Genomic DNA, 20,596 nt, shown 5'->3' with positions numbered 1-20,596 from the left:
GCCTGAGGGCGCCCATAGCATCCGCCGATGATCGGAGACATCCGGATTACAGGCGACGAGCATGACGCAGAAGCTGAGAGGGAGCTTTCCTGGCGGGCCAAGTCCGTCGGCCTCGCAGCTCTCGACATAGACGATGCCGAGCTCAAGCACAGCTGCGATCCGACCCCGTAGCCACCCACCAAATGGGCATCTGGCCGCGCTCACTCAGCGCTGGCCGACGCGGTTGTGGTCGCGGCTGGCCGCTGGACCGAGGCCCTCACAGCGGCGGCCGGTCACCGCATCCCCGTGGCCGACCCCGATGCCGCGGGCACGGCCACGGTGGGCCTGCTCGGCTACACAAACCCGCTCCCAGCCTGCCTTGACCGAGTGCTCACCACACCACGGCTCAACGTCCGCCCGGACGGCGCCGGCCGCCTGATCGTGCAGGGCCTCGACCTGGACGCGGACGCCGACCCGGCGGCCCCGCCCGCCGTGGACGGCCAGCACGCCGGCGAACTGTGCCGCCGCCTCACCGACCTGCTCGCCGGAACCGCAGGAGCGCGACTGGAATCCCTGCGTGTCGACGGTCTCACGGTCGCGGGATTCCTCGGCGACAACGCCCGCGTATACACCCTGGCCACCCACAGCGGCATCACCCTCGGCCCCCTTCTCGGCAGGCTCGCCGCACAGGAGCTGTTCACTGCCGAGCCCGACGACCTCCTGGCGGACTTCCGCCCCGGACGCCTGATCGGCCGCACGCGTCTCCCGGCCCTGCAACCGGCTCGCTTCGCCGGCCAGCAATGACCCTCTTCCTCCCGGTCACCTGCCGACGGCCGCAGCACTACGGTCGACGGTGGCCTTTCCCCTCAAGTCCCTTACTGCAGAATGAGTTTGTCGACAGCTTCCGCGGCGCGTTCAGGCCCGGTGCGTGGATGTGGGAGCGAACGTCCGACAGGGATACGTATTCTTGCCTCGACACAACCCGGAGGTAGGGATCCATGGCACGGCGGCCCACTGTCACGAGCGTGCAGATTGCGCGGGAGGCGGGTGTCGCGCAGTCGACGGTCTCGCGTGTTCTGAACGGCGGGAGCGTGGCTCCGGAGACCCGACGCCGGGTGCTTGAGGTGGTCGCCAAGTACGACTTCCAGCCCAGTCAGGCGGCGCGGAGTCTCGTGGGCGCGCGCTCGGGGCTGATCGGTGTGGTGATCCGCGACCTGACGAATCCGTTCTATCCGGTGATGGTCAAGGCGATGGAGAGCGTTCTGCATGAGCGCGGCCTGCGATTGTCGCTGGTCACCGATGTGATGTCGGCCGAGGAGGGGCTGGCGCTGCTGCGCCGCGAAGGCGTCGACGGAGTCGTGTTCACGTCAGCGGTCGAGGGGGAGCCCCTCGCGCATCGGATGGTCGGTCACGGGATCCCGGTGGTCCTGTGTCACCGCACGCTCGAGGACTTCCCGGCCGATCAGGTCGAGGCCGACAACCCCACTGCCGGCGAACTCGCGGCCGAGCATCTGCTGGACCTGGGGCACCGCCGGATCGCGATGGTGTGCGGCCTGGCCGGGGCGAGCACCGCCCAGCAGCGCGGTCTCGCCTTCCGTCGCAGGGTCGGGGCCGCGGACGGCGTCACTCTCACGGAGATCGACGGAGCCTACGACTACGCCACCGCGTACGAGGCGGTGCGCACCCTGCTCGTGAGCGCCGAGCCTCCCACGGCACTGTTCTGCCACAACGATGTGATGGCGTACGCCGCGCTGAACGCGGCCGCGGCGGCGGGCGTCGCGGTGCCGGGCGAGCTGAGCGTGGTGGGCTGCGACGACGTGCCGCTGTCTGCGTGGGAGCGCATCGACCTGACGACGGTGCGCCAGCCGCTGGAGCGGATCGCGCAGGTGGGCGTGGAGCTGCTCCTGGACCGGCTGGAGACCCCCGACCTGCCGCATCGGCACGAGGTCCTGCCGGTGGAGTTCGTCGGACGCTCCACCACGGCGCCTCCCGCTCGATCCTGAACCTGCCTGATCCCATAGCGCTTGATTCCGCGGCGCGCCCGATCCCTGGGCGTGCGGATCGTCCGTGCCTTCCGTGCGTGAACGGTTTCTGAACCGCTCTTGAATCACCTCTTGACCATCGGCCCATCCGTCTCCCATGCTGTGGATACGTATCCAATGGATACGTATCCATCGACGAGTGAGGAGCTCGGCGTGTCCCGTACCATCAAGGCCGCTGTCAGCCCGTCCACCGCCCCGTCGGGCAACGACGCTGTCGGGCGGACCGTCCGCGAGCTGATCGCCGACGTCCGCAGCCGCGGCGACGAAGCGGTCCGTGAGCTCTCGGCGCGCTTCGACCGCTGGGAGCCGGAGTCCTTCCGGCTGAACGAGGCACAGCTCACCGAGATCATGAACGGCCTCGACCCGCAGGTCATCGAGGACATCAAGACCGTCCAGGCCAATGTCCGCCGGTTCGCCGAGTCCCAGCGCGCGTCGATGTCCGAGATCGAGATCGAGTCCGAGCCCGGCGTCTTCCTCGGCCACCGTCACGTGCCGATCCGGTCCGTCGGCGCGTACATCCCCGGCGGCCGCTACCCGCTGACCGCCTCCGCGCACATGACCATCGTGACCGCCAAGGCCGCCGGTGTGCCGCGCGTGGTCGCTTGCACCCCGCCGATCCGCGGCGAGATCCCCGCCGCCACTGTCGCCGCAATGCACCTCGCGGGCGCGGACGAGATCCACATCCTCGGCGGCGTCCAGGCCATCGCCGCGATGAGCGTCGGCACCGAGACCATGACGCCCGTGGACATGCTGGCCGGCCCCGGCAATGCCTACGTGGCCGAGGCCAAGCGTCAGCTGTTCGGCGAGGTCGGCATCGACCTGTTCGCCGGTCCGACCGAGATCCTGGTCCTCGCCGACGACACCGCCGACCCGTTCGTTGCCGCGGTCGACCTGCTCTCCCAGGCGGAGCACGGCCCGGACTCGCCCGCCGTCCTGATCACGACCAGCGAGCGCGTCGCCACCGCCGTGCAGCAGCACATCGAGGAGATCCTGCCCGGACTGCAGACCGGCGACATCGCCGGCCCCGCCTGGCGTGACCACGGCCAGATCATCCTGGCCGACGACCTCGACGAGGCCTACCGCATTGCCGACTCCTTCGCCTACGAGCACGTCCAGGTCCTCACCGAGAACCCCCGAGAGGCCCTGGACAAGATGCACGCCTACGGCGCCCTCTTCCTCGGCGAGGGCACCTGCGTGTCCTACGGCGACAAGGTCATCGGCACCAACCACGTCCTGCCGACCCGTGGCGCGGCACGCTACACCGGTGGCCTGTGGGTGGGCATGTACCTGCGAACCGCCACGTACCAGGAGGTCCGCGACCCGAAGTCGTCCGCGGCGCTGGGAGAGTTGTGCGGCCGGGCCGCCCGCGTCGAGCTGTTCGAGGGGCATGCCCGTTCCGGCGACGTCCGTGCCGCCAAGTACGCCGGCGTCCCGCTGACGTGGACCGACCACTACGCGAGCGCCCCCCGCGCCTGACCTGGTCCGACACGCCGCCCGCCTCGCTCTCTTCCTCCCTCCAGTCCCTGAGTCGCCCCGTTCCGTCCCCGATCAACGGAGATCCCATGGCCACCGCCGCCACCTTGAGACCGGAGCAGATCAGGCGCCGGTCCCTGCAGTCCGGCACCATCGGCGCGATCCGGGCACAGGCGGCCGCCGCAAAGCACACCGTGGGCGATCCGACGGAGGACAGGACCCGGATGGGCCCTGTGATCAGTGACCAGCAGCGGGAACGCGTACGAGCGTTCATCCGCGCGGGCCTCAGCGACGGATCCCGACTCCTCGCGGGCGGGGAAACGTCTCCCGACGGATGCGACGGCGGCTACTTCGTACGACCCACGATCTTCATCGACGTCGATCCGGCGTCCACCCTCGCGCAGGACGAGATCTTCGGCCCTGTCCTGTCCATCATCGGCTACCGGGACGAAGCCGAGGCCATCGAGATCGCGAACGGCACACGGTACGGACTCGGTGGGTCGGTCTGGGCACACGACACGGACCACGCCGTACGGGTCGCCCGGCGCATCCGCACCGGACAGGTCGACGTCAACGGCGGCTCCTTCAACCCCGCCGCCCCTTTCGGGGGGTTCAAGCACTCCGGCTACGGCCGCGAACTCGGCGTGCACGGCATGGCCGAGTACCTCGAACCGCAGTCCCTCCAACTTCCCGCTGACGCAGGCCGCGACTGAAAAACCAGGTCAGCCACGTGAGTCAGTGAGGACAGGAGGAATCCAGGTGGACCACTACCTCAGGGCACTCTTCGCCCCGAAAAGCATCGCGCTCACACGTAGTTGCAGGCCAATTGGCTGCGCCAAGCGAACGCCAGTCGCGCCGAGCCTGGCCTCATGGACAATCCGATCTCCGCCTAGGTGATCAAGCGATGAGAAATCGGATCCTCGGTGGACCTCGTCAGACCCGCCGCCAGCCGCGGCCTCACACCACCACACCGTCCACACCGTCACCTCTCAGCCACGTGCGCGACCGAAGGAGTTCATCGCATGCTGTTCAAGACCCAGGACACCCCACCCGTGCACCCGACCAGGCTGCGAGCCGCCGTCCTCGGCGCCGCCGGGATCGCCGTCGCATTCACGCTGAGCGCTTGCGGCTCCAGCGCCGGCGTCACCAGCAGCCCCTCCGCCTCCGGCGCCGCCTCGGGTGGTTCCACCGCCGGCGCCTCCGCCAACGGCAACATCTCACCCGCCGATCCCTCCAAGGCCGGCAAGGCCGCCGAGTTGCTCCCGCAGAAGTACAAGGACAAGGGCAAGCTGGTGATCGGCCTGGACGCCTCCACCCCTCCCGGCGAGTACATCGACAAGGACGGCAAGACGATCCTGGGCTACCAGGCGGACCTCATCAAGGGCATCGGCCAGAAGCTCGGCATCACCCTGGAACTGGAGAACGCCGGCTTCGACACCATCATCCCCGGCCTCGCCTCCGGCCGGATCGACGTGGGCCAGGCCGGCATGTACGCCAAAAAGGAACGCCTGGAGAAGGCCGACTTCGTCTCCTACGCCAAGATCGGCTCCACCCTCTTCACCAGCAACAAGTCCTCCAAGAGCTACGACGGGCTGGACAGCCTCTGCGGTGCCGGCGTCGCCGTCCAGCTCGGCACCACTCTGCAGACCATGCTGGAGGACCAGTCCAAGAAGTGCACAGCCGACGGCAAACCCGCCGTCAAGGTCCTCACCTTCGGCAACGGCAGCGAAGAGACCCTCGCCGTCGGCAGCGGCCGCGCCGACGTCGGCTTCGACAGCCAGGAGACCATCAACTACCTGATCAAGCAGACCAATGGCCAGTTCAAGCTCACCGGCTCCACCATCGCCGCCAACATCCCCAGCAGCATCGCCGTTCCGAAGGGCTCCGGCCTGGACAAGGCCATCCAGAAGGCCCTGGAGGAGATGATGGCCGACGGCTCCTACGCCAAGATCTTCGACGACTGGGGCGTCTCACCCATCATGATCAAGCAGCCGGCCATCAACGACACGGGATCCGCCAGCTGAGCCGGGCCCAACGCAGCCGACTCACGCTGACTGAACAGGAGCAGAAGATGCCGGAAGGAGCCGGGATCATGACGGATCCCCAGGAGAAGACCAGGCCTGTCGCCGGGCCCACCTTCATCGATGAGAAGCCGGTCCCGGTTCCCCGCCCCGGGCGATGGGTGGCGGTGGTGGTGCTCACCCTCATCGCCGCCTGGGGCGTGTACACGCTGGGATTCGAGAAGATCCAGCGCGGCGATCTGATGCAGACCCGCTTCGGCTGGGAGGTGGTGGGCCAGTACTTCCTGTCCCCGAACATCTTCAACGGCCTGCTCATGACCCTGGAGCTCACCGTGGCCGCCATGGCCATCGGCATCATCGGCGGTGTCATCCTCGCCGTCATGCGCCTCTCCAGCAACGTGATGCTCTCCGGCGCCAGCGCCCTCTACATCTGGTTTTTCCGCGGAACCCCCGTGCTGGTCCAGCTCCTGTTCTGGTACAACCTCAGCTACATGTTCCCGAAGATCGACGTCGGTATCCCGTTCGGCCCGGTCTTCGTCTCCCTGGACGCCAACACCTTCATCACCCCGTTCCTGGCGGCCCTGCTCGGCCTGGGCCTCCACGAGGCCGCGTACATGTGCGAGATCGTCCGGGCCGGCATCCTCTCCGTGGACGAAGGCCAGGAGGAAGCCGCCCAGTCCCTGGGCATGACGCGCCGTCGTGCCATGTTCCGCATCATCCTGCCCCAGGCCATGAAGGTCATCATCCCGCCCACCGGCAGCCAGACCATCGGCATGCTCAAGATGTCCTCCCTGGCCAGCGTCATCACTGTCGTCGAACTCCTGCACTCCGTCCAGCTGATCTACGCCTCCACCTACGACACCATCCCGCTGCTGATCGTCGCGAGCCTCTGGTATCTGGTGGTCACGTCCATCCTGACCGTGGGTCAGTACTACGTGGAACGCCGCTACTCGCGCGGCTCCGTGCGGAATCAACCCCTCACCCCGCTCCAGCGGCTCCGCCGGATGCTCGGCGACTTCCACCCCGGCATGCACCAGCTTCCGCCGAAGGCCTGAGAGAGGACCCCCATGATGTTCCGCACGCACACATCCGCGGCCCCCTCCACAGAGCGCCACGACGGCCCCATGGTGAAAGCCGCCGGCGTCTACAAGCGGTACGGCCCCCTGGAGATCATCCGCGGCGTCGATTTCGAAGTGCAGCGCGGCGAGGTCTCCGTGATCATCGGACCCTCCGGCTCCGGCAAGACCACCTTCCTGCGCTGTATCAACCACCTGGAGAAGATCAACGCCGGCCGCATCTATGTGGATGGCAAGATCGTCGGCTACCGGGAGGTGGACGGGCGCCTCCACGAACTCCGCGACGCCGAGGTCTGCCGCAATCGCGAGCAGATCGGCATGGTGTTCCAGAACTTCAACCTGTTCCCGCACAAGAACGTCCTGGAGAACATCATCGAAGCGCCCCGCGGCGTCCGGAAAGTCCCGGCGGCGCAGGCGAAGGCCCGCGCCTACGAGCTGCTGGAACGGGTGGGCCTCAGCGACAAGGTGTGGGCGTACCCGGCCCAGCTCTCCGGCGGCCAGAAGCAGCGCATCGCCATCGCCCGGGCCCTCGCCATGGACCCCAAGCTGATGCTCTTCGACGAGCCCACCTCCGCCCTGGACCCTGAACTGGTGGGCGAGGTCCTCTCCGTCATGAAACAGCTGGCCCGGGACGGCATGACCATGGTGGTGGTCACCCATGAGATGGGCTTCGCCCAGGACGTCGCGGACACGGTGACGTTCATGAGCGATGGGAAGGTCGTGGAACAAGGGCCGGCGTCCGAGGTCCTGTCCAACCCCAAGGAAGAGCGCACCAGGGCGTTCCTGGCCCGCGCGATGAGTGAGAGGAGGGCATCAGCGTGAAACTCAGCGCAGCCGTGGCGAAGGCCTTCGCCGACCACGGCGTGGACACGATCTTCGGGTTGATGGGGGAGGGGAACCTCCTGATCATCGACCACTTCGTTCACGAGCTCGGCCTGAACTACGTGGCCACGGCGAACGAATTCGGAGCCGTCACCATGGCGAACGGTTACGCCCAGGCCGGCGGGGGAGTCGGCGTCGCCACCGTCACCCAGGGCCCAGGTCTGACCAACACCATCACCGCCCTCCGCGACGCCGTCAGCGCCGGGACACCCCTGGTCCTCCTCGCCGGCGACACCCGGGACGTGGAGAACAAGCAGTACATCGAACAGGCGGAGTACATCGCGCCCACCGGCGCCGGCTTCATCGCCGTCGAATCCCGCCACTCAGTGCTCCACGACGTCGCGAACGCGCTCCACCGTGCGCGCCGTGAGCGGCGCCCCATCGTCCTCAACGTCCCGGTGGAGATCCAGCACGACGACGTCCTGTACCGCACACCGGAAGGCGCGGCCGAGGTGCCACCCGCCGTCCTCGACGAGGACGAGATGGACGCGGCACTCGGCATCATCAGCCTCGCCCGCCGACCGCTCATCCTGGCCGGCCACGGCGCGGTGCTCAGCGGCGCCGGGGACAGCATCCTCGCGCTCGCGGACCGCATCGGCGCACCCGTCGCGACCACCCTCCGCGCCAAGGAACTGTTCCGCGGAGACCCCCGCTCCATCGGCATCTGCGGCGGCCTCGCCAGCCCCGAAGGCTCCACGGTCATCGACCGCGCGGACTGCATCATCGCCCTCGGCGCGAGCCTGTCCAAGCTCACCACCGAGCGCGGCGCGCTCTTCCGCGGCAAGGCCGTCATCGAATGCGACGCCGACCCGGCCCGCCTCGGCGCGAACCTGGACGTCGACGCCGTGATCGCCGGTGACGCCGCGGACGTGGCCCAGGCGATCGTGGGCTTCCTCGACCTCGCCGAGATCGCCCCCACCCGCTTCCACGAAGAGGCCGCCGGCCTCCTTGCCGGACTCCGCGACGACGGATACCGCGACAGCAGTGGCGACGGCGTCGTCGACCTCCGCACCGCCCTGTCCGTCATCGACGAAGTGGTGCCTGTGGACCGCACCCTCGCCGTGGATGTGGGGCGGTTCATGGAGGAGACCGTCCGTCGGGTCCACGCGCCCGACGCCCGCTCCTACATCTACGGCGCCAGCTACGGTGCCGTGGGCATCGGTATGGGCACCGCCATCGGTGCGAGCTTCGCCCGTCCCGAGCGGCCCACGCTGCTCATCTGCGGCGACGGAGGCTTCATGATGACCGGGCTCACCGAGTTCAACACGGCCGTCCGCTACGGCAGGGACCTGATCTGCGTGGTCCTCAACGACGGCTGCTACGGCGCGGAGGAGGTCCAGTTCCGGGACCTGGGGAAGAACCGGGACCTGACCCTCTTCGACTGGCCCGGCTTCGAAGGCGTGGCGACGGCGCTCGGCGGCACCGGCGTCACCGTCACCACCCTGCACGAGCTGCACGGCATCAAGAGCGCCATCGCCGAACGGAGCGGTCCGCTGCTCATCGACATCCGCATCAGCCCGGACGGGATGATCTGAATGTGGGCGATGCGCTTGGTGGCGCCGCAACGCTTCGCGCCGTACGACGCACCGGAGCCCAACCAGGCGGATCTCGGGCCCGGTGACGTGCTGCTCCGGACTCTTGTGGGCGGGATCTGCGGGAGCGACCTTCAGTTCTTCCGAGGTATGCGGCAGATCGACGCCCCACAGCACACCCATCTCCCCGGCTCGGCGGGATTCCCCGGGCACGAGGTGGTGGGAGTGGTGGTCGCCTCCGAACACCAGGACGTGCGCCCCGGCGAGACCGTGGTCGGCTGGGCGACCAACTACGACGCGATCGCCGAGTACGTCGTCACCCGTGGCGAGGGCCTGACGGGTTTCGACGGGAGCCTGGCGGCCGAGGAGGCCATCATGCTGCAGCCCCTCGCGTGCGTGCTCGCCGCGGTGGACCGGCTGGGCGCCGTCACGGGCCGCTCCGCCGCAGTCATGGGCCAGGGACCGATCGGGGTCCTGTTCAGCCACGTGCTCAAGACCGCCGGAGCGGCGCGGGTCATCGGCGTGGACCGGGTGGACCGCCGGGACGCCGCCGCCGACTTCGGGGTCGATGAGATGGTGTGGGCGTCCGCCGACCGGTGGGCCCGCGCCCTCACCGAGGAGGAGCGCCCGGACATCGTGGTCGAGGCGATCGGGCACCAGACCGCCACCCTCAACGACGCCGTCGAGGCGGTGGCTCACGGCGGGCAGATCTACTACTTCGGCATTCCCGACGAGCAGATCTACCCGCTCAACATGGACCGCTTCCTTGCCAAGGACCTCACCCTGCGCTCCGGCCTCACGCGAGACCGCCGCCGCTGGCTCGCCGCAGCCGGCGAATACCTCGCCCGGCACCCGCGGCTGGCCTCCGCCTACGTCACCGACGTCGTCGGGCCGGACGACATCAACGGCGCCTACGAACGAGCCGTCAACCCGAGACCCGGCCAGCTCAAGATCGTCTTCACCGCGCCGGCACCCGCACCGGCCGCCTGAACACCACCGAACCAGTAAGGAAAACCCACATGCGTGTCATCGACCTTGAAACCGTGCTCCCCGGTGGAGACGGGGAGCACCCGGGAACCGGGCAGAGGGGCCCCGCCGGACCGGACCGCCTGCCGAACCCGCAGGGGTACGGCTGGTCCAATTACGACACCATCTTCACTCGCTCGGACACCCCGGACGCACCGGCCGTGAACGCCGTGAGTGACACCCGCCCGCCGGCCGAACGGGCCGCTGAGCTGGTGAAACTCATGGACCAGGCCGGCGTGGTCAAGAGCGTGGTGGCGGCGGCGTCCAACGCGGTCACCGCCGAAGTGGTCCAGGCGTTCCCGAACCGGTTCATAGGCTTCGCCCACCTGAGCCCCTACGACGGCATGCGGGCAGTCCGCGAGCTCGAGCGGCTGGTCCGCGAGGAGGGCATCGGCGGCCTCTCCGTGGCGGCCCTGTACGACGTCGTCTCGCCGAGCGACCGCCGGTACTACCCCCTGTATGCGAAGGCCGTGGAACTAGGGATCCCGGTGCGCATCTACACCTCCATGCCCTACGCCAACGACCGGCCCTACGACCTGGCCCACCCCCGTCACCTCGACACGATCGCCATGGACTTCCCCGAGCTGACCATCATCGCGGGCCTCAGCGGCTGGCCGTGGATCAACGACATGGTGGGCCTGCTGCGTCGCCACCCGAACCTGTTCTGCGACACCGCCGCGCACCGACCCAAGTACCTCGGCCAGCCCGGGTCCGGCTGGGAGCAGTTCATGCAATTCGGCAACACCCTGATCCAGGACAAGGTCATGGTGGGGCTCTCCTGGGGCCTGCTCGGCATGTCCATGGAGGACATCATCGACGAATACCTGGCGCTGCCCCTCAAGGAGTCGGTCAAAGAGAAGTGGCTGTACAGCAACGCCTGCCGGGTGCTGGGGACCGAATGACCGCCACCGTGGATTTCGAGAAGGATGCCGCTGCGAAGATCACCCGGGGCATCACCGGGCTGCTGAGGCCGAAGACCATCGCCGTGATCGGCGCCTCGCCGGAGCGTCACACCCTGGGCAACCAGGTGCTGCGGAACCTCCGCACCTTCGGCTTCGCGGGCATGGTCATCCCCGTGCATCCGCGCGCCGACGTGCTCGAGGGGTATCCGGCGGTGCCGGCTGTCGCGCAGCTGCCCAACGACGTCGACGTCGCGGTGGTCAGTGTGCGCGCCTCCCGCGCCGCGGGGGTGCTCCGCGAACTCGCGGCCCGCGGCTGTCCCGCCGCCGTGCTGCCGGCCGCCGGGTTCTCCGAGGAGGAGCTCGCCGGGCTGCGGTCGGTCCTGGAGGAGCTGCAGATCGTGGTCAACGGCCCCAATTGCCTCGGCACGCTGAGCGCCGCCGACGCCGCCCCACTGTGGACCGCCCACATCCGGGGCGACTTCCACACCGGGAACGTCGCCCTCGTGACACAGTCCGGATCCGCTGCGATCTCGGTGACCACCACCTCGGACCTCGGGTTCTCCCGCGTGATCTCCAGCGGGAACGAGCTCTCCCTGTCCGCCGCCGACTACCTCTCCTGGCTGGCGGACGACGACGAGACGGCGGCCGTGGGCTTGGTGCTCGAGTCGCTGAAGGAGCCGGAGAAGTTCCGGGCGGCGGTGCGGCGGGTGCAGGCCGCGGGCAAGCGGATCGTGGCCGTCAAGGTCGGGCGCACGTCGGCCGGCGGCCGGGCGACCCAGGCACACACCGGCGCCCTGGTCACCGGGTACGACGCGTACCGGGCCCTCTTCCGGCAGCTCGGTGTGCCGCTGGTCCGCGACTACGACGAACTGGTGACCACCCTGCAGCTGTACTCGGGCCTCGGCTCGCGGCCCGTGGGCGGCAACCGGCTCGCGGTCATGTCCATCTCGGGCGGGCAGAGCGCGCTCGCGTGCGACATCGCCACCGAGGTGGGCGCGACGATCGCCGATTTCGCCCCGGCCACCGTGGAGCGCGTCAGGGCCGCGCTTCCGGGGACCACCGGGGAGAACCCCGTCGACATCGGCGCCAGCATCGACGAGGAGGCCCGCCGGACGGCGCTGGCGGTCGAAGCGGTCGGTGAGGACCCCGCCGTCGACGCCATCGTCGTCGTGCAGGACGCCCAGGAGAAGCTGCCGCTCACCCCACGGCACGACTATCTGGAGCACATGCGGCAGATCGTGGACGGTGCGAGGCCGTCCGCGAAGCCCGTGGTGCTGGTGTCCAGCACGGCGTCCCCGGTCCATCCGCTCCTCGCGGAACTGACGGCCGGCACGAACGTGACGATCCTGCGTGGCCTGGAACCCGCCCTGGCCGCAACGAACACGCTGGGCACGGTGCCGCGGTCCGCGGCTGAGGACACCGGGCCGACGGTTCCCGCCGCTCTGCTCGCGGAGCTTCGGGAGGAGATCGCCGTGCATCACGGGCCGCTCCCGTACGCGCTCGTCCAGCGGATCGTCTCCGCCTACGGCCTGCCGTACGTCCGGTCCCGGTTGGCGCGGGACGAGGACGAGGCGGTCACGTTCGCGCATGACCGCGGGTTCCCGGTGGTGGTGAAGATCGCGTCGAAGGACGTCCCGCACCGCGTGGACGTCGGCGGCGTGGTGGTCGGCATCGAGGATGAAGACGCGCTGCGTGCGGCGGTCCGCGGGATCCGCGAACGCATGCGGGCGCTCCCGCATGCCGAGGTGGACGGATATGAGGTCCAGGCGGCCGTCACCGGCAGCATCGAAGGGATCCTCGGATTCACGCGGGAGGAGCCGCTGGGCTCTCTGGTTGTTGCCGGATCCGGCGGGTCCCTGGCGGAGCTGGTGGGCGACCGGGCCGTGGACCTGGCGCCCGTGTCGCCGCAGGGTGCCCTCGACATGATCGCCCAGACCCACCTCGGCCGGCTGCTGTCCGGGTACCGCAGGCTCGCCCAGCCGACCGACGTCGGGCCGCTGGCCGAAGTGATCGTGCGCTTCAGCGCGCTGGCCGCGGAGCTGGGCGACCTCATCGTCGAAGCCGACCTCAACCCGGCCTTCATCAGGGAAGGGACCGGCGAGGTCACCCTTGTCGACGCCCTCTTCATCGCCCGCTGACAAGGAAGGATCCTGACCGGATGCCGGAGTACCCGCGGCTGGACCGCCGCATTCCACGGCCGGGTGACCTCAGGCCGTTCCTGGCACTGAGGGGCAGCAAGGGGCTCGATCGTGTGCAGCGGCGGCTGTCCGCCGCGCACACGATCGAGGACCTGCGCCGCATCGCGAAGGTGCGTACCCCGTCCGGGCCGTTCCATTACGTGGACGGCGGGGCTGAGGAGGAGATCAGCATGGACCGGGCGCGGGAGGCGTTCCGCGAGCTGGAATTCCGGCCCGGCATCCTCTGCGATGTGCAAGCCGTGGACATGACCACCACCGTGCTGGGCGGTCCCAGCGCGCTGCCGTTCGGCTTCGGCCCGACGGGCGGCACCCGCATGATGCACGCCGCGGGGGAGCGTGCGGTGCTGCGGGCGGCGTCGCGCGCAGGCATCCCGTACGCGCTCTCGTCCGTGGGCACCACCTCCATCGCGGATCTGGCGGCGGCGGAGCCGGGCGCACGGCGCTGGTTCCAGACATACCTGCTGAAGGACCGCGAACTCTCACTCCGGATGATCGCCGAGGCGAAGGCGCACGGCTACGACGCGCTGATCGTCACGGTGGACGTGCCGGTCTCTGGCAATCGCCTGCGGGACCTGCGGACCGGGATGTCCTATCCACCGCAGCTCACCCTCAAGACATTCCTCGACGCGTCCTACCGGGTCGAGTGGTGGATGAATCTCCTCACCACAGAGCCGTACACCTTCACCTACGAAGAACCGGGCCGGCCGCGGTCCGAGCTGCAGGTGTCCGGGTTCAACGACAACACGACGACGTTCGAGGACCTTGCCTGGGTGCGTGCAGCGTGGGACGGGCCCCTGGTGATCAAGGGGATCCAGACGCTGTCCGACGCCCGCCGCGCCGTCGATGCGGGGGCCGACGGGATCGTGCTGTCCAACCACGGGGGCCGTCAGCTGGACCGTACGGCTCCGCCGCTGCATCTGCTTCCGTGCGTGGTCCGCGACGTCGGGGCGGACACGGAGGTGATGATCGACTCCGGTGTGCGTACCGGGGCAGATGCCGTCGCGGCGATCGCCTTGGGCGCTCGCTTCGTCCTCCTCGGACGGGCCTATCTCTACGGCCTCATGGCCGGTGGCGAGGCCGGCGTGGACCGGGCGGCCCACATACTCCGCACCGAAGTGGAACGGACCATGCAGCTCCTCGGAGTGACGTCCATCGCCGAACTCGGACCGGAGCACGTGCGGCTCTTCAGCCGCCGGGCGCCATTGCCGTTCGATTGACGGAACGTCCACCCTTCGGCTCACTGACCGTGGAGACGCTGATCAACGCCGTGTCGGTGCTCGCGGTGCTGCTGCCGGTGGCGTACCTGATCATGATGTTGCGCAGTCCGCACACCCATGCCGTGGAGCGGTCCCGCCTGATCGCCTACGTACCGCTGTTCATCGGCGCGGTGTGCTACTGGGTGGTCAACGAGCAGTCCGGCTCGGTGCTCGCCCAGTTCGCCGACACACGAACCGACCCGGAGATGTTCGGGATCGCGGTGCCGTCGTCGTGGTTCCAGTCGCTGAATCCGGTCGCCACCCTCATCCTGGCCCCGACCTTCGCCTGGCTGTGGATCAAGCTGGGCGACCGGCAGCCCGCCACACCACGCAAGTTCGCCGCGGGACTGCTGCTCGGCGGGGCCTCGTTCGTCCTGATGGGCGGTCCCGGTCTCCTGAATGGTGTGGACGGAGCCGCCAGTCCGTGGTGGCTCGTCGCGAGCTACTTCGTCGTGATCTGCGGCTCGATGTGTCTGTCGCCGGTGGGGCTCTCCGCCACCACCAAGCTCGCGCCGCGGGCCTTCCTGGCCCAGATGATGAGCCTGTGGTTCCTGGCCGCCGCCGCGGCGGGAGGAATCAACGCGCAGTTGGTGCAGCTCTACCGGCCCCGGACCGAGATCGGCTACTTCGCCGGGGTCGGAGCCGCGGTGATGGGGGTAGGCGTGGTCATGCACCTGTTGGTGCCGTGGGTGCAGCGGCGCATGGGTGGTGTGAAGTGAGCGGAATCCGGTCGAAGGGGGAGTCGATGGAAGAGGGGCGGAAGATGCGCGTAGTGGTGGTCGGCTGTGGAATCGCCGGCGCGGCAGCGGGTTACGAGCTGGCGCGGAACGGGGTGGACGTGGTCCTGGTGGACTCGCGGACTCCAGGACGCGCGACGTCGGCAGGCGCGGGCATCATCTGTCCGTGGTCGTCCGAGGTGGACGACGAGGACTGGTACCGCATCGCGGTCGCCGGGGCGGAGTACTACCGGGAGCTTCGGGCGGCGCTGGCCGCTGACGGGGAGACCGAGTTCGGGTACCGGCAGGTCGGCTCGCTGCGTCTTGTCGACGAGGCCGAATCGACGGAAGTGCTGCGGCGCGTGGCTGAGCGTGCGGAGAAGTCCCCGCTGGCGGGCGAGGTGGAACTGGTCAGCGCGCGCCGGGCGCGCGAACTGTTCCCGCCCCTGGCACACGACGGCCCGGCGATCCACATTCCCGGAGGGGCGCGCCTGGACGGCCGTTCGGTCCGCGAGGCGATGTGTCGCGCGGCCATGCGGCACGGCGCTCGGCTCATCGAGGGCACGGCCACGATCGTCGCCGACGGTGCGGTGCACGGTGTGCGGGTCGATGACGTGTTCGTCGGCGCGGACGCAGTGGTCGTGGCGGCGGGCGCCTGGGCGCCGCAACTGCTCGAACCACTCGGCGTCCACGTACGCGTCGCGCCGCAACGCGGCCAGATCATGCACCTGCGGCTGCCGGGCGTCGACACCGTGAACTGGCCCGTCGTCCTGCCACGGTCGAAGCACTACCTCCTGGCCTTCGACGACTCGCGGGTAGTGGTCGGCGCGACGCGCGAGGACGATACGGGCTTCGACCACCGGATCACCGCGGCCGGGGTGGCGGAAGTGCTCGGCGAAGCGCTGTCGGTCGCCCCTGGTCTCGCCGATGCCACGCACGTGGAGACCCGCATCGGCTTCCGCCCGGTCGGCCCCGACATCAGGCCGCTGCTCGGCGAGGTGCCACAGGTGCCCGGCCTTGTCGTGGTCAACGGTCTTGGGGCGTCGGGACTGATGGTCGGCCCGTACGTCGGCTCGATCGCGGCACGGTTGGCCCGGCGGGAGGATGCGGGGATCGACCTGGCGCCTTACGATCCGCTGCGCTGAAGGCTCTGCCCTGCCCGTTTGCTGAGGGGGGAGGGGGGACGAAGCACCGCAGCCCGGGCAGGCGTGACGCGTGTCCGGGCTGTGCGGTTCAGTGGCGCTGTGGCCGTGGCTGTGGCCGTGGCTGTGGTGTCAGTGTCAGGCGGAGAGTGCCTTGTGGAGGGCGTCGAGGCCGTCGCGGTAGATGCCGGTGAAGAGGTCGACGACTTCGTCCTCGGTGGCGTTGTCGGGGTTGAAGCGGCCGGACCACTGGACCTCGGCGATGTCGTCCCGGCCGGGGACTGTGTGGACCCGGATGGTGGAGACGTAGCCGTTGACGGGGAACGGGGCCTGGAGGATGGCGTAGCTGTAGTGGCGCTCGGTCTCGTTGAAGTCGACCAGCCGTTCGATGATCACTTCGCCGTCGGGGTTGGTCAGTCGGCGGACGCGGCCGCCTTCGAGCGGGGTGCTTTCGGGGATGTAGGGGAGCCAGTCGGGCAGGGCGTCGAAGCCGCCGATGAGGTTCCAGACCTTGTCGGGGGAGGCGGGCACTGTGCGGCTGACGGAGGTGGAGGCCATGATCTTTCTCCTGGGTCGTGGTGCTGGGGTGGGGGTCGGGTGCCGTGGGGGTCAGGCGCCGTGGGGCAGCGGGGCGGCGGGGCTGACCAGGCCGGCGGCGCGGAGGTCGGTCCAGAACGCGGCGGGGACGGTCTCGTTCAGGGCGGCGGTGTCCTCGGCGATGCGGCTGGGGCGGGTGGCGCCGGGGATGACGGCGGCGGCGGCCGGGTGGGCGAGGGAGAACTGGAGGGCGGCGGCCTTGATGGAGATGCCGTGCTTGTGGGCCAGGGTCTTCAGGCGGGACACCTTCTCGATGATCTCCGGCGGGGCCTGCTGGTACTCGAAGTGGGTGCCGCCGGCGAGGACGCCGGAGCTGTAGGGGCCGCCGACGACCATGTCGACGTTGTGCTCCTGGGCCGTCGGGAGCAGGCGCTGGAGGGCGTGTTCGTGGTCGAGGAGGGTGTAGCGGCCGGCGAGGAGGAAGCCGTCGGGGCGGGGTTCGTCGAGGGCGAGGGTCAGCTCGATCGGTTCGGTGCGGTTGACGCCCAGGCCCCATGCCTTGATGACGCCTTCGTCGCGCAGCCGGGACAGTACCCGGAAGGCTCCGGTGCGGGCTTCCTCGAACTTGCTCAGCCAGAGGTCGCCGTGGAAGTCCTGGGCGATGTCGTGGACCCAGACGATGTCGAGGCGGTCGACGCCGAGGCGCTTGAGGCTGTCCTCGATGGAGCGTTCGGTGGCTTCGGCGGTCCAGACGTGGAGCATCTTGTTGGGGTTGCCGTGTTCGAACAGGCCGCCCTTCTCGCCGAGGTCGCGGGCGGCGGTCTCGTGTTCGTCGAGGATGACGCGGCCGACCTTGGTCGACAGGATGTAGGCGTCGCGGGGCTTGGTGGACAGGACCTCGCCCAGGCGGGACTCGGCGAGGCCGGCGCCGTAGAACGGGGCGGTGTCGTAGTAGCGGATGCCCTGGTCCCAGGCGGCCTCGACGGTGGCGGCGGCCTCCTCGTCGGGGATCGCGCGGAACATGTTGCCGAGCGGGGCGGTGCCGAAGCCGAGCTTGCCGGGAAGGATTTCCTTGAGGGACATGACAGTGCCTTTTCGATCAGCGGTGCCGGGGTGTGACGGCATCCCCGGCACGGGGGTGAGGCATGAGTGGACGGATGCCTCTGCGGTTGGCGGTTCTGCGGGCGGAGCCGTGGCAGTGGATGCACGGCGGCGCTTGGGCAGAGCCGGGCGTACGGCGCAGATAAATGCAGAAGCGCCTTACGAGCAAGAACAATAATTGCAGACGCTGGGTAATGCAAGTGGCTGCACTACCAAGCCCGGCCCCGGCGCCGGGACCATGAGGCACGGGCCTTCCTCACCGCCAACCTCACTGCGATCCGCCGGGCTCGCAAACCGAAGGAGCCCCGCACGATGACCGCCCGCCCGCCCGCCCGCCCGCGCCGACGACGGCGCACCACATCCCATGGGGGACGCTGCGCGACTCGCCGGGGCTCCCGGCCGACACCTCCGCGGACGCGTCGGGTGCGAGCCGTCCGACACGGGTATCGGCTCCATGCCGAGCGCCCGCCTCAGGGAAGGATCGTGGGGACGAGACCGCCGTCGACGCCGAGCGCCCTGCCCGTGGTCGCCGAGGCCTGCTCCGACGCCACGTAAGTGATCATGCTGGCCACCTCGTGGGGGCGGATCAGCCGTTTGAGCAGGGACGCGGCCGCACGGTTCTCGGCCAGGTAGCGCTGCTCCTGCTCACCGGGGTCGAGGCCGGGGTAGAGCTCGTCGAACATGGCCAGCACGCCGTCACTCATCGTCGGTCCGGGCAGCACGCAGTTCACCGTGACCCCGGTGCCGGCGACCTCCTGGGCCATGCCGCGGGACACGGCCAGCTGCGCCGTCTTGGTCATTCCGTACTGGACCATGTCCGTCGGCGTCTGGACGCCGGCCTCACTGCTGACGAAGATCACGCGACCCCACCCGCGCCGGGCCATCCGTGGTGTGTAGTGGCGTGCCAGGCGCACGCCGGAGAGCACGTTGACCTCGTAGAAGCGCAGCCAGTCCTCGTCGGGGATCTCGAACACGGGCTTGGTCTCGAAGATGCCGGTGTTGTTGACCAGGATGTCGACATCGGGCAGTTGCCGGATCAGCTCGGCCGTCCCTTCGGCCGTACCGACGTCGGCCGCGATACCGCGTCCGCCGACCTGCTTCGCCGCCTCGGCGACGCGGTCGGGGTTGCGGCCGTTGACCACGACGTCGGCCCCGGCGGCGGCCAGGGCCTGCGCGGCCGCTTCGCCGATTCCCGCCGTTGACCCGGTGACCAGGGCGGTACGTCCACTGAGATCGATCTGCATCGGGCGAGTACCTTTCCGGAGTGGTGGCGGCCCACCGGCAGTGGGCCGCGTCTGATCGCGCTTCCTTCCTCGGGGTCCCCAGAAGGCTCGCGTGCCTGCGCCACAGCTCGCCGGGCCGGGCAGTCCGGTCAACCGGCGCACTTCACGCACGCGCATGAGCGCCTTGGACGGCCGGAATCAAGGATCGTCAGCAGAACGTGGGGGCCGCTCGGGAAGTTGGGCCGTTCAGGTGCCCTCAAGACGGAGCGCCGGTCCGTTACCCCGTTGCCGGTTCAGCTGGGCGGGAAGACGATCCGGGGCGCTCGGTCCTACGGCGTCACGAGGCGTCCACGGCCTCGACCGCGGCAAGAACCTGTTCCCACCGGTCCTCGGAGCGGGGCGCGCACAGCAGGAACGCGGCAGGCAGCGCCGCGGCATTGTGCGGTGCCCACAGTGCGGGCTCCAATGTGTGAGGGGCGGCGGCCAGATGCAGCGCGCCGGGAGACGCCCACGTGCCGGGCAAGGCCCGCAGCGTCTGCAGACGGGCCGGTTCCTCGGCACCGGGCGGCACATCGGTGTCAGTGATCAAGGCCACCCTTCGGGCCAGGCGCAGGGCGTCCACGGGTGCCATCAGCACCTGCAGATATACCTCGAAGCCCACACCGTCCGCCATGACGCGGGTGGGGAACCTGACGATCGAGTCCCTCGGCAAGCTCGACCTGTCGTACCTCCTACGGGCGCACTTCCGCCTCGACAACGGATCCACCGTGCGCGCCGGGGCATTCACGATGAACGTCGGACACCACCGCGACGGCGCCGAGTGCGAAACGTTCAGCTGCCAGTTCGACGACATCCGTACCGTCGCCGGGAGCGGCTTCGATCTGGCTGATCTTGGGCTCGGCACCGTCAGGCTGACGCGGAGCCCTTCGATCTCGCCGAGCCAGCCTTCCCTTTCCGCCTCGGCGAACCGGCGGTCAGGACTGGGAGATCTCCCACTGACTGAGACACCGGCTCGCTCATCCGCCGCATGGTCGAGCCGAACCCGCCCGCGGACTTCACGTGGGTCTAAAGTCTCGGCGGCAGTGAGGGCCACCTGATTGACGTGGAGCACGAACGGCACGTGAACGTCCTCGTCGGCGGCGGTGATGTCCAGGACCACGAGGCCCGGCTCGGTGATGTGCTGCTCGTCGATACGCATGCCTTCGATGGCGACGCGGTGTGGCGGCCCAGTTCGTCGGCAGCCCCGCGACCGCCCGGACGGGTGACAGCCGTAGTCACGCTGCTCTGCTCAGCTCGCCGGGGTACCACCGGGCCCGTAGACAGAGAAAGTGCAGCCCGCGGTCTATGACAGGACGATCTGGGCTGCTGCCCCTCGCACCGGGGCCCGCGCCACCCCAGAGGTTTCGGGCCCCGGTGACGCCCGGTGGAAGGAGCCGACGGTGGTGCCAGGCCCGAATCCCACACCCGCCACCCCGGCTGGCTGACAGGTG

General features: G+C 69.4%; 19 protein-coding genes. 15 read left to right on the top strand and 4 right to left on the bottom strand.

What is annotated here, in order from left to right; genetic code table 11:
* The first annotated feature begins 27 nt into the window (after positions 1–27).
* The 15 genes from ACFU8W_RS35450 (at position 28) to ACFU8W_RS35380 (ending at position 16,248) form a co-directional block, all read left to right on the top strand.
* Positions 28–171 carry a hypothetical protein gene (locus ACFU8W_RS35450; protein WP_384046327.1) on the top strand — a complete coding sequence of 48 codons (144 nt, stop codon included), beginning with the start codon at positions 28–30 and terminating at the stop codon, positions 169–171.
* Positions 172–225: 54 nt separating this feature from the next.
* Positions 226–783, top strand: coding sequence for a hypothetical protein (locus tag ACFU8W_RS35445; RefSeq protein WP_384046324.1), 558 nt, complete (start codon positions 226–228; stop codon positions 781–783).
* A gap of 221 nt (positions 784–1,004) precedes the next feature.
* Positions 1,005–1,982 carry a LacI family DNA-binding transcriptional regulator gene (locus ACFU8W_RS35440; RefSeq protein ID WP_384046321.1) on the top strand — a complete coding sequence of 326 codons (978 nt, stop codon included), beginning with the start codon at positions 1,005–1,007 and terminating at the stop codon, positions 1,980–1,982.
* Positions 1,983–2,174: 192 nt separating this feature from the next.
* Positions 2,175–3,497, top strand: coding sequence for a histidinol dehydrogenase (gene hisD, locus ACFU8W_RS35435; protein WP_384046318.1), 1,323 nt, complete (start codon positions 2,175–2,177; stop codon positions 3,495–3,497).
* Between the two features lie 86 nt (positions 3,498–3,583).
* Positions 3,584–4,207, top strand: coding sequence for an aldehyde dehydrogenase family protein (locus ACFU8W_RS35430; protein WP_384046315.1), 624 nt, complete (start codon positions 3,584–3,586; stop codon positions 4,205–4,207).
* Positions 4,208–4,516: 309 nt separating this feature from the next.
* Positions 4,517–5,518 carry an ABC transporter substrate-binding protein gene (locus ACFU8W_RS35425; protein WP_384046308.1) on the top strand — a complete coding sequence of 334 codons (1,002 nt, stop codon included), beginning with the start codon at positions 4,517–4,519 and terminating at the stop codon, positions 5,516–5,518.
* 68 nt (positions 5,519–5,586) lie between these two features.
* Positions 5,587–6,570, top strand: coding sequence for an amino acid ABC transporter permease (locus ACFU8W_RS35420; protein ID WP_384046305.1), 984 nt, complete (start codon positions 5,587–5,589; stop codon positions 6,568–6,570).
* 69 nt (positions 6,571–6,639) lie between these two features.
* Complete coding sequence (locus ACFU8W_RS35415) at positions 6,640–7,413, top strand: amino acid ABC transporter ATP-binding protein (protein ID WP_384046302.1); 774 nt, start codon at positions 6,640–6,642, stop codon at positions 7,411–7,413.
* On the top strand, positions 7,410–9,008 hold the full coding sequence (locus ACFU8W_RS35410) for a thiamine pyrophosphate-binding protein (RefSeq protein WP_384046299.1): 1,599 nt from the start codon (positions 7,410–7,412) through the stop codon (positions 9,006–9,008). The genes ACFU8W_RS35415 and ACFU8W_RS35410 overlap by 4 nt, the downstream gene beginning before the upstream one ends.
* 9 nt (positions 9,009–9,017) lie before the next feature.
* On the top strand, positions 9,018–9,995 hold the full coding sequence (locus tag ACFU8W_RS35405) for a zinc-binding dehydrogenase (protein ID WP_384046296.1): 978 nt from the start codon (positions 9,018–9,020) through the stop codon (positions 9,993–9,995).
* 29 nt (positions 9,996–10,024) lie between these two features.
* Positions 10,025–10,933: an amidohydrolase family protein gene (locus ACFU8W_RS35400; protein WP_345509582.1), complete on the top strand. Its 909-nt coding sequence runs from the start codon at positions 10,025–10,027 to the stop codon at positions 10,931–10,933.
* The gene (locus ACFU8W_RS35395) at positions 10,930–13,071 is read left to right on the top strand and encodes an acetate--CoA ligase family protein (RefSeq protein WP_384046293.1); all 2,142 of its coding nucleotides are present in this window, start codon (positions 10,930–10,932) and stop codon (positions 13,069–13,071) included. The genes ACFU8W_RS35400 and ACFU8W_RS35395 overlap by 4 nt, the downstream gene beginning before the upstream one ends.
* Positions 13,072–13,091: 20 nt before the next feature.
* Positions 13,092–14,348, top strand: coding sequence for an alpha-hydroxy acid oxidase (locus tag ACFU8W_RS35390; RefSeq protein ID WP_384046290.1), 1,257 nt, complete (start codon positions 13,092–13,094; stop codon positions 14,346–14,348).
* The gene (locus ACFU8W_RS35385; protein WP_384046287.1) at positions 14,345–15,106 is read left to right on the top strand and encodes a peptide MFS transporter; all 762 of its coding nucleotides are present in this window, start codon (positions 14,345–14,347) and stop codon (positions 15,104–15,106) included. The genes ACFU8W_RS35390 and ACFU8W_RS35385 overlap by 4 nt, the downstream gene beginning before the upstream one ends.
* 26 nt (positions 15,107–15,132) lie before the next feature.
* Entirely contained in the window at positions 15,133–16,248 is a 1,116-nt protein-coding gene (locus ACFU8W_RS35380) for an NAD(P)/FAD-dependent oxidoreductase (RefSeq protein ID WP_384046284.1), read from the top strand.
* Positions 16,249–16,383: 135 nt separating this feature from the next.
* On the opposite strand, the gene ACFU8W_RS35375 is transcribed toward ACFU8W_RS35380, so the two are convergent.
* The 4 genes from ACFU8W_RS35375 to ACFU8W_RS35360 form a co-directional block, all read right to left on the bottom strand.
* Positions 16,384–16,803 carry an SRPBCC family protein gene (locus ACFU8W_RS35375; protein WP_384046281.1) on the bottom strand — a complete coding sequence of 140 codons (420 nt, stop codon included), beginning with the start codon at positions 16,801–16,803 and terminating at the stop codon, positions 16,384–16,386.
* A 51-nt stretch (positions 16,804–16,854) separates the two neighbouring features.
* Positions 16,855–17,865: an aldo/keto reductase gene (locus ACFU8W_RS35370; protein ID WP_384046278.1), complete on the bottom strand. Its 1,011-nt coding sequence runs from the start codon at positions 17,863–17,865 to the stop codon at positions 16,855–16,857.
* A gap of 488 nt (positions 17,866–18,353) precedes the next feature.
* A complete protein-coding gene (locus ACFU8W_RS35365; RefSeq protein WP_384046275.1) occupies positions 18,354–19,127 on the bottom strand; it encodes an SDR family NAD(P)-dependent oxidoreductase in 774 nt (257 codons plus the stop codon).
* A 316-nt stretch (positions 19,128–19,443) separates the two neighbouring features.
* Positions 19,444–20,304 carry a DUF6207 family protein gene (locus ACFU8W_RS35360; protein WP_384046272.1) on the bottom strand — a complete coding sequence of 287 codons (861 nt, stop codon included), beginning with the start codon at positions 20,302–20,304 and terminating at the stop codon, positions 19,444–19,446.
* Positions 20,305–20,596: the final 292 nt, after the last annotated feature.

It is taken from the genome of Streptomyces sp. NPDC057565 (assembly GCF_042801455.1).
GTDB lineage: Bacteria > Actinomycetota > Actinomycetes > Streptomycetales > Streptomycetaceae > Streptomyces > Streptomyces yanii.
The sequence above is the reverse complement of the archived record's forward strand: the minus strand, read 5'-3'. Positions and strand labels throughout refer to the sequence as shown.

Excerpts from the sequence above, each read along its gene's own strand:
- ACFU8W_RS35450 (WP_384046327.1), top strand. The coding sequence starts at position 28 with ATGATCGGAGACATCCGGATTACAGGCGACGAGCATGACGCAGAAGCT.
- ACFU8W_RS35430 (WP_384046315.1), top strand. The coding sequence starts at position 3,584 with ATGGCCACCGCCGCCACCTTGAGACCGGAGCAGATCAGGCGCCGGTCC.
- ACFU8W_RS35425 (WP_384046308.1), top strand. The coding sequence starts at position 4,517 with ATGCTGTTCAAGACCCAGGACACCCCACCCGTGCACCCGACCAGGCTG.
- ACFU8W_RS35420 (WP_384046305.1), top strand. The coding sequence starts at position 5,587 with ATGACGGATCCCCAGGAGAAGACCAGGCCTGTCGCCGGGCCCACCTTC.
- ACFU8W_RS35415 (WP_384046302.1), top strand. The coding sequence starts at position 6,640 with ATGGTGAAAGCCGCCGGCGTCTACAAGCGGTACGGCCCCCTGGAGATC.
- ACFU8W_RS35405 (WP_384046296.1), top strand. The coding sequence starts at position 9,018 with ATGCGCTTGGTGGCGCCGCAACGCTTCGCGCCGTACGACGCACCGGAG.
- ACFU8W_RS35400 (WP_345509582.1), top strand. The coding sequence starts at position 10,025 with ATGCGTGTCATCGACCTTGAAACCGTGCTCCCCGGTGGAGACGGGGAG.
- ACFU8W_RS35395 (WP_384046293.1), top strand. The coding sequence starts at position 10,930 with ATGACCGCCACCGTGGATTTCGAGAAGGATGCCGCTGCGAAGATCACC.
- ACFU8W_RS35390 (WP_384046290.1), top strand. The coding sequence starts at position 13,092 with ATGCCGGAGTACCCGCGGCTGGACCGCCGCATTCCACGGCCGGGTGAC.
- ACFU8W_RS35380 (WP_384046284.1), top strand. The coding sequence starts at position 15,133 with ATGGAAGAGGGGCGGAAGATGCGCGTAGTGGTGGTCGGCTGTGGAATC.
- ACFU8W_RS35375 (WP_384046281.1), bottom strand. The coding sequence starts at position 16,803 with ATGGCCTCCACCTCCGTCAGCCGCACAGTGCCCGCCTCCCCCGACAAG.
- ACFU8W_RS35370 (WP_384046278.1), bottom strand. The coding sequence starts at position 17,865 with ATGTCCCTCAAGGAAATCCTTCCCGGCAAGCTCGGCTTCGGCACCGCC.
- ACFU8W_RS35365 (WP_384046275.1), bottom strand. The coding sequence starts at position 19,127 with ATGCAGATCGATCTCAGTGGACGTACCGCCCTGGTCACCGGGTCAACG.
- ACFU8W_RS35360 (WP_384046272.1), bottom strand. The coding sequence starts at position 20,304 with ATGCGTATCGACGAGCAGCACATCACCGAGCCGGGCCTCGTGGTCCTG.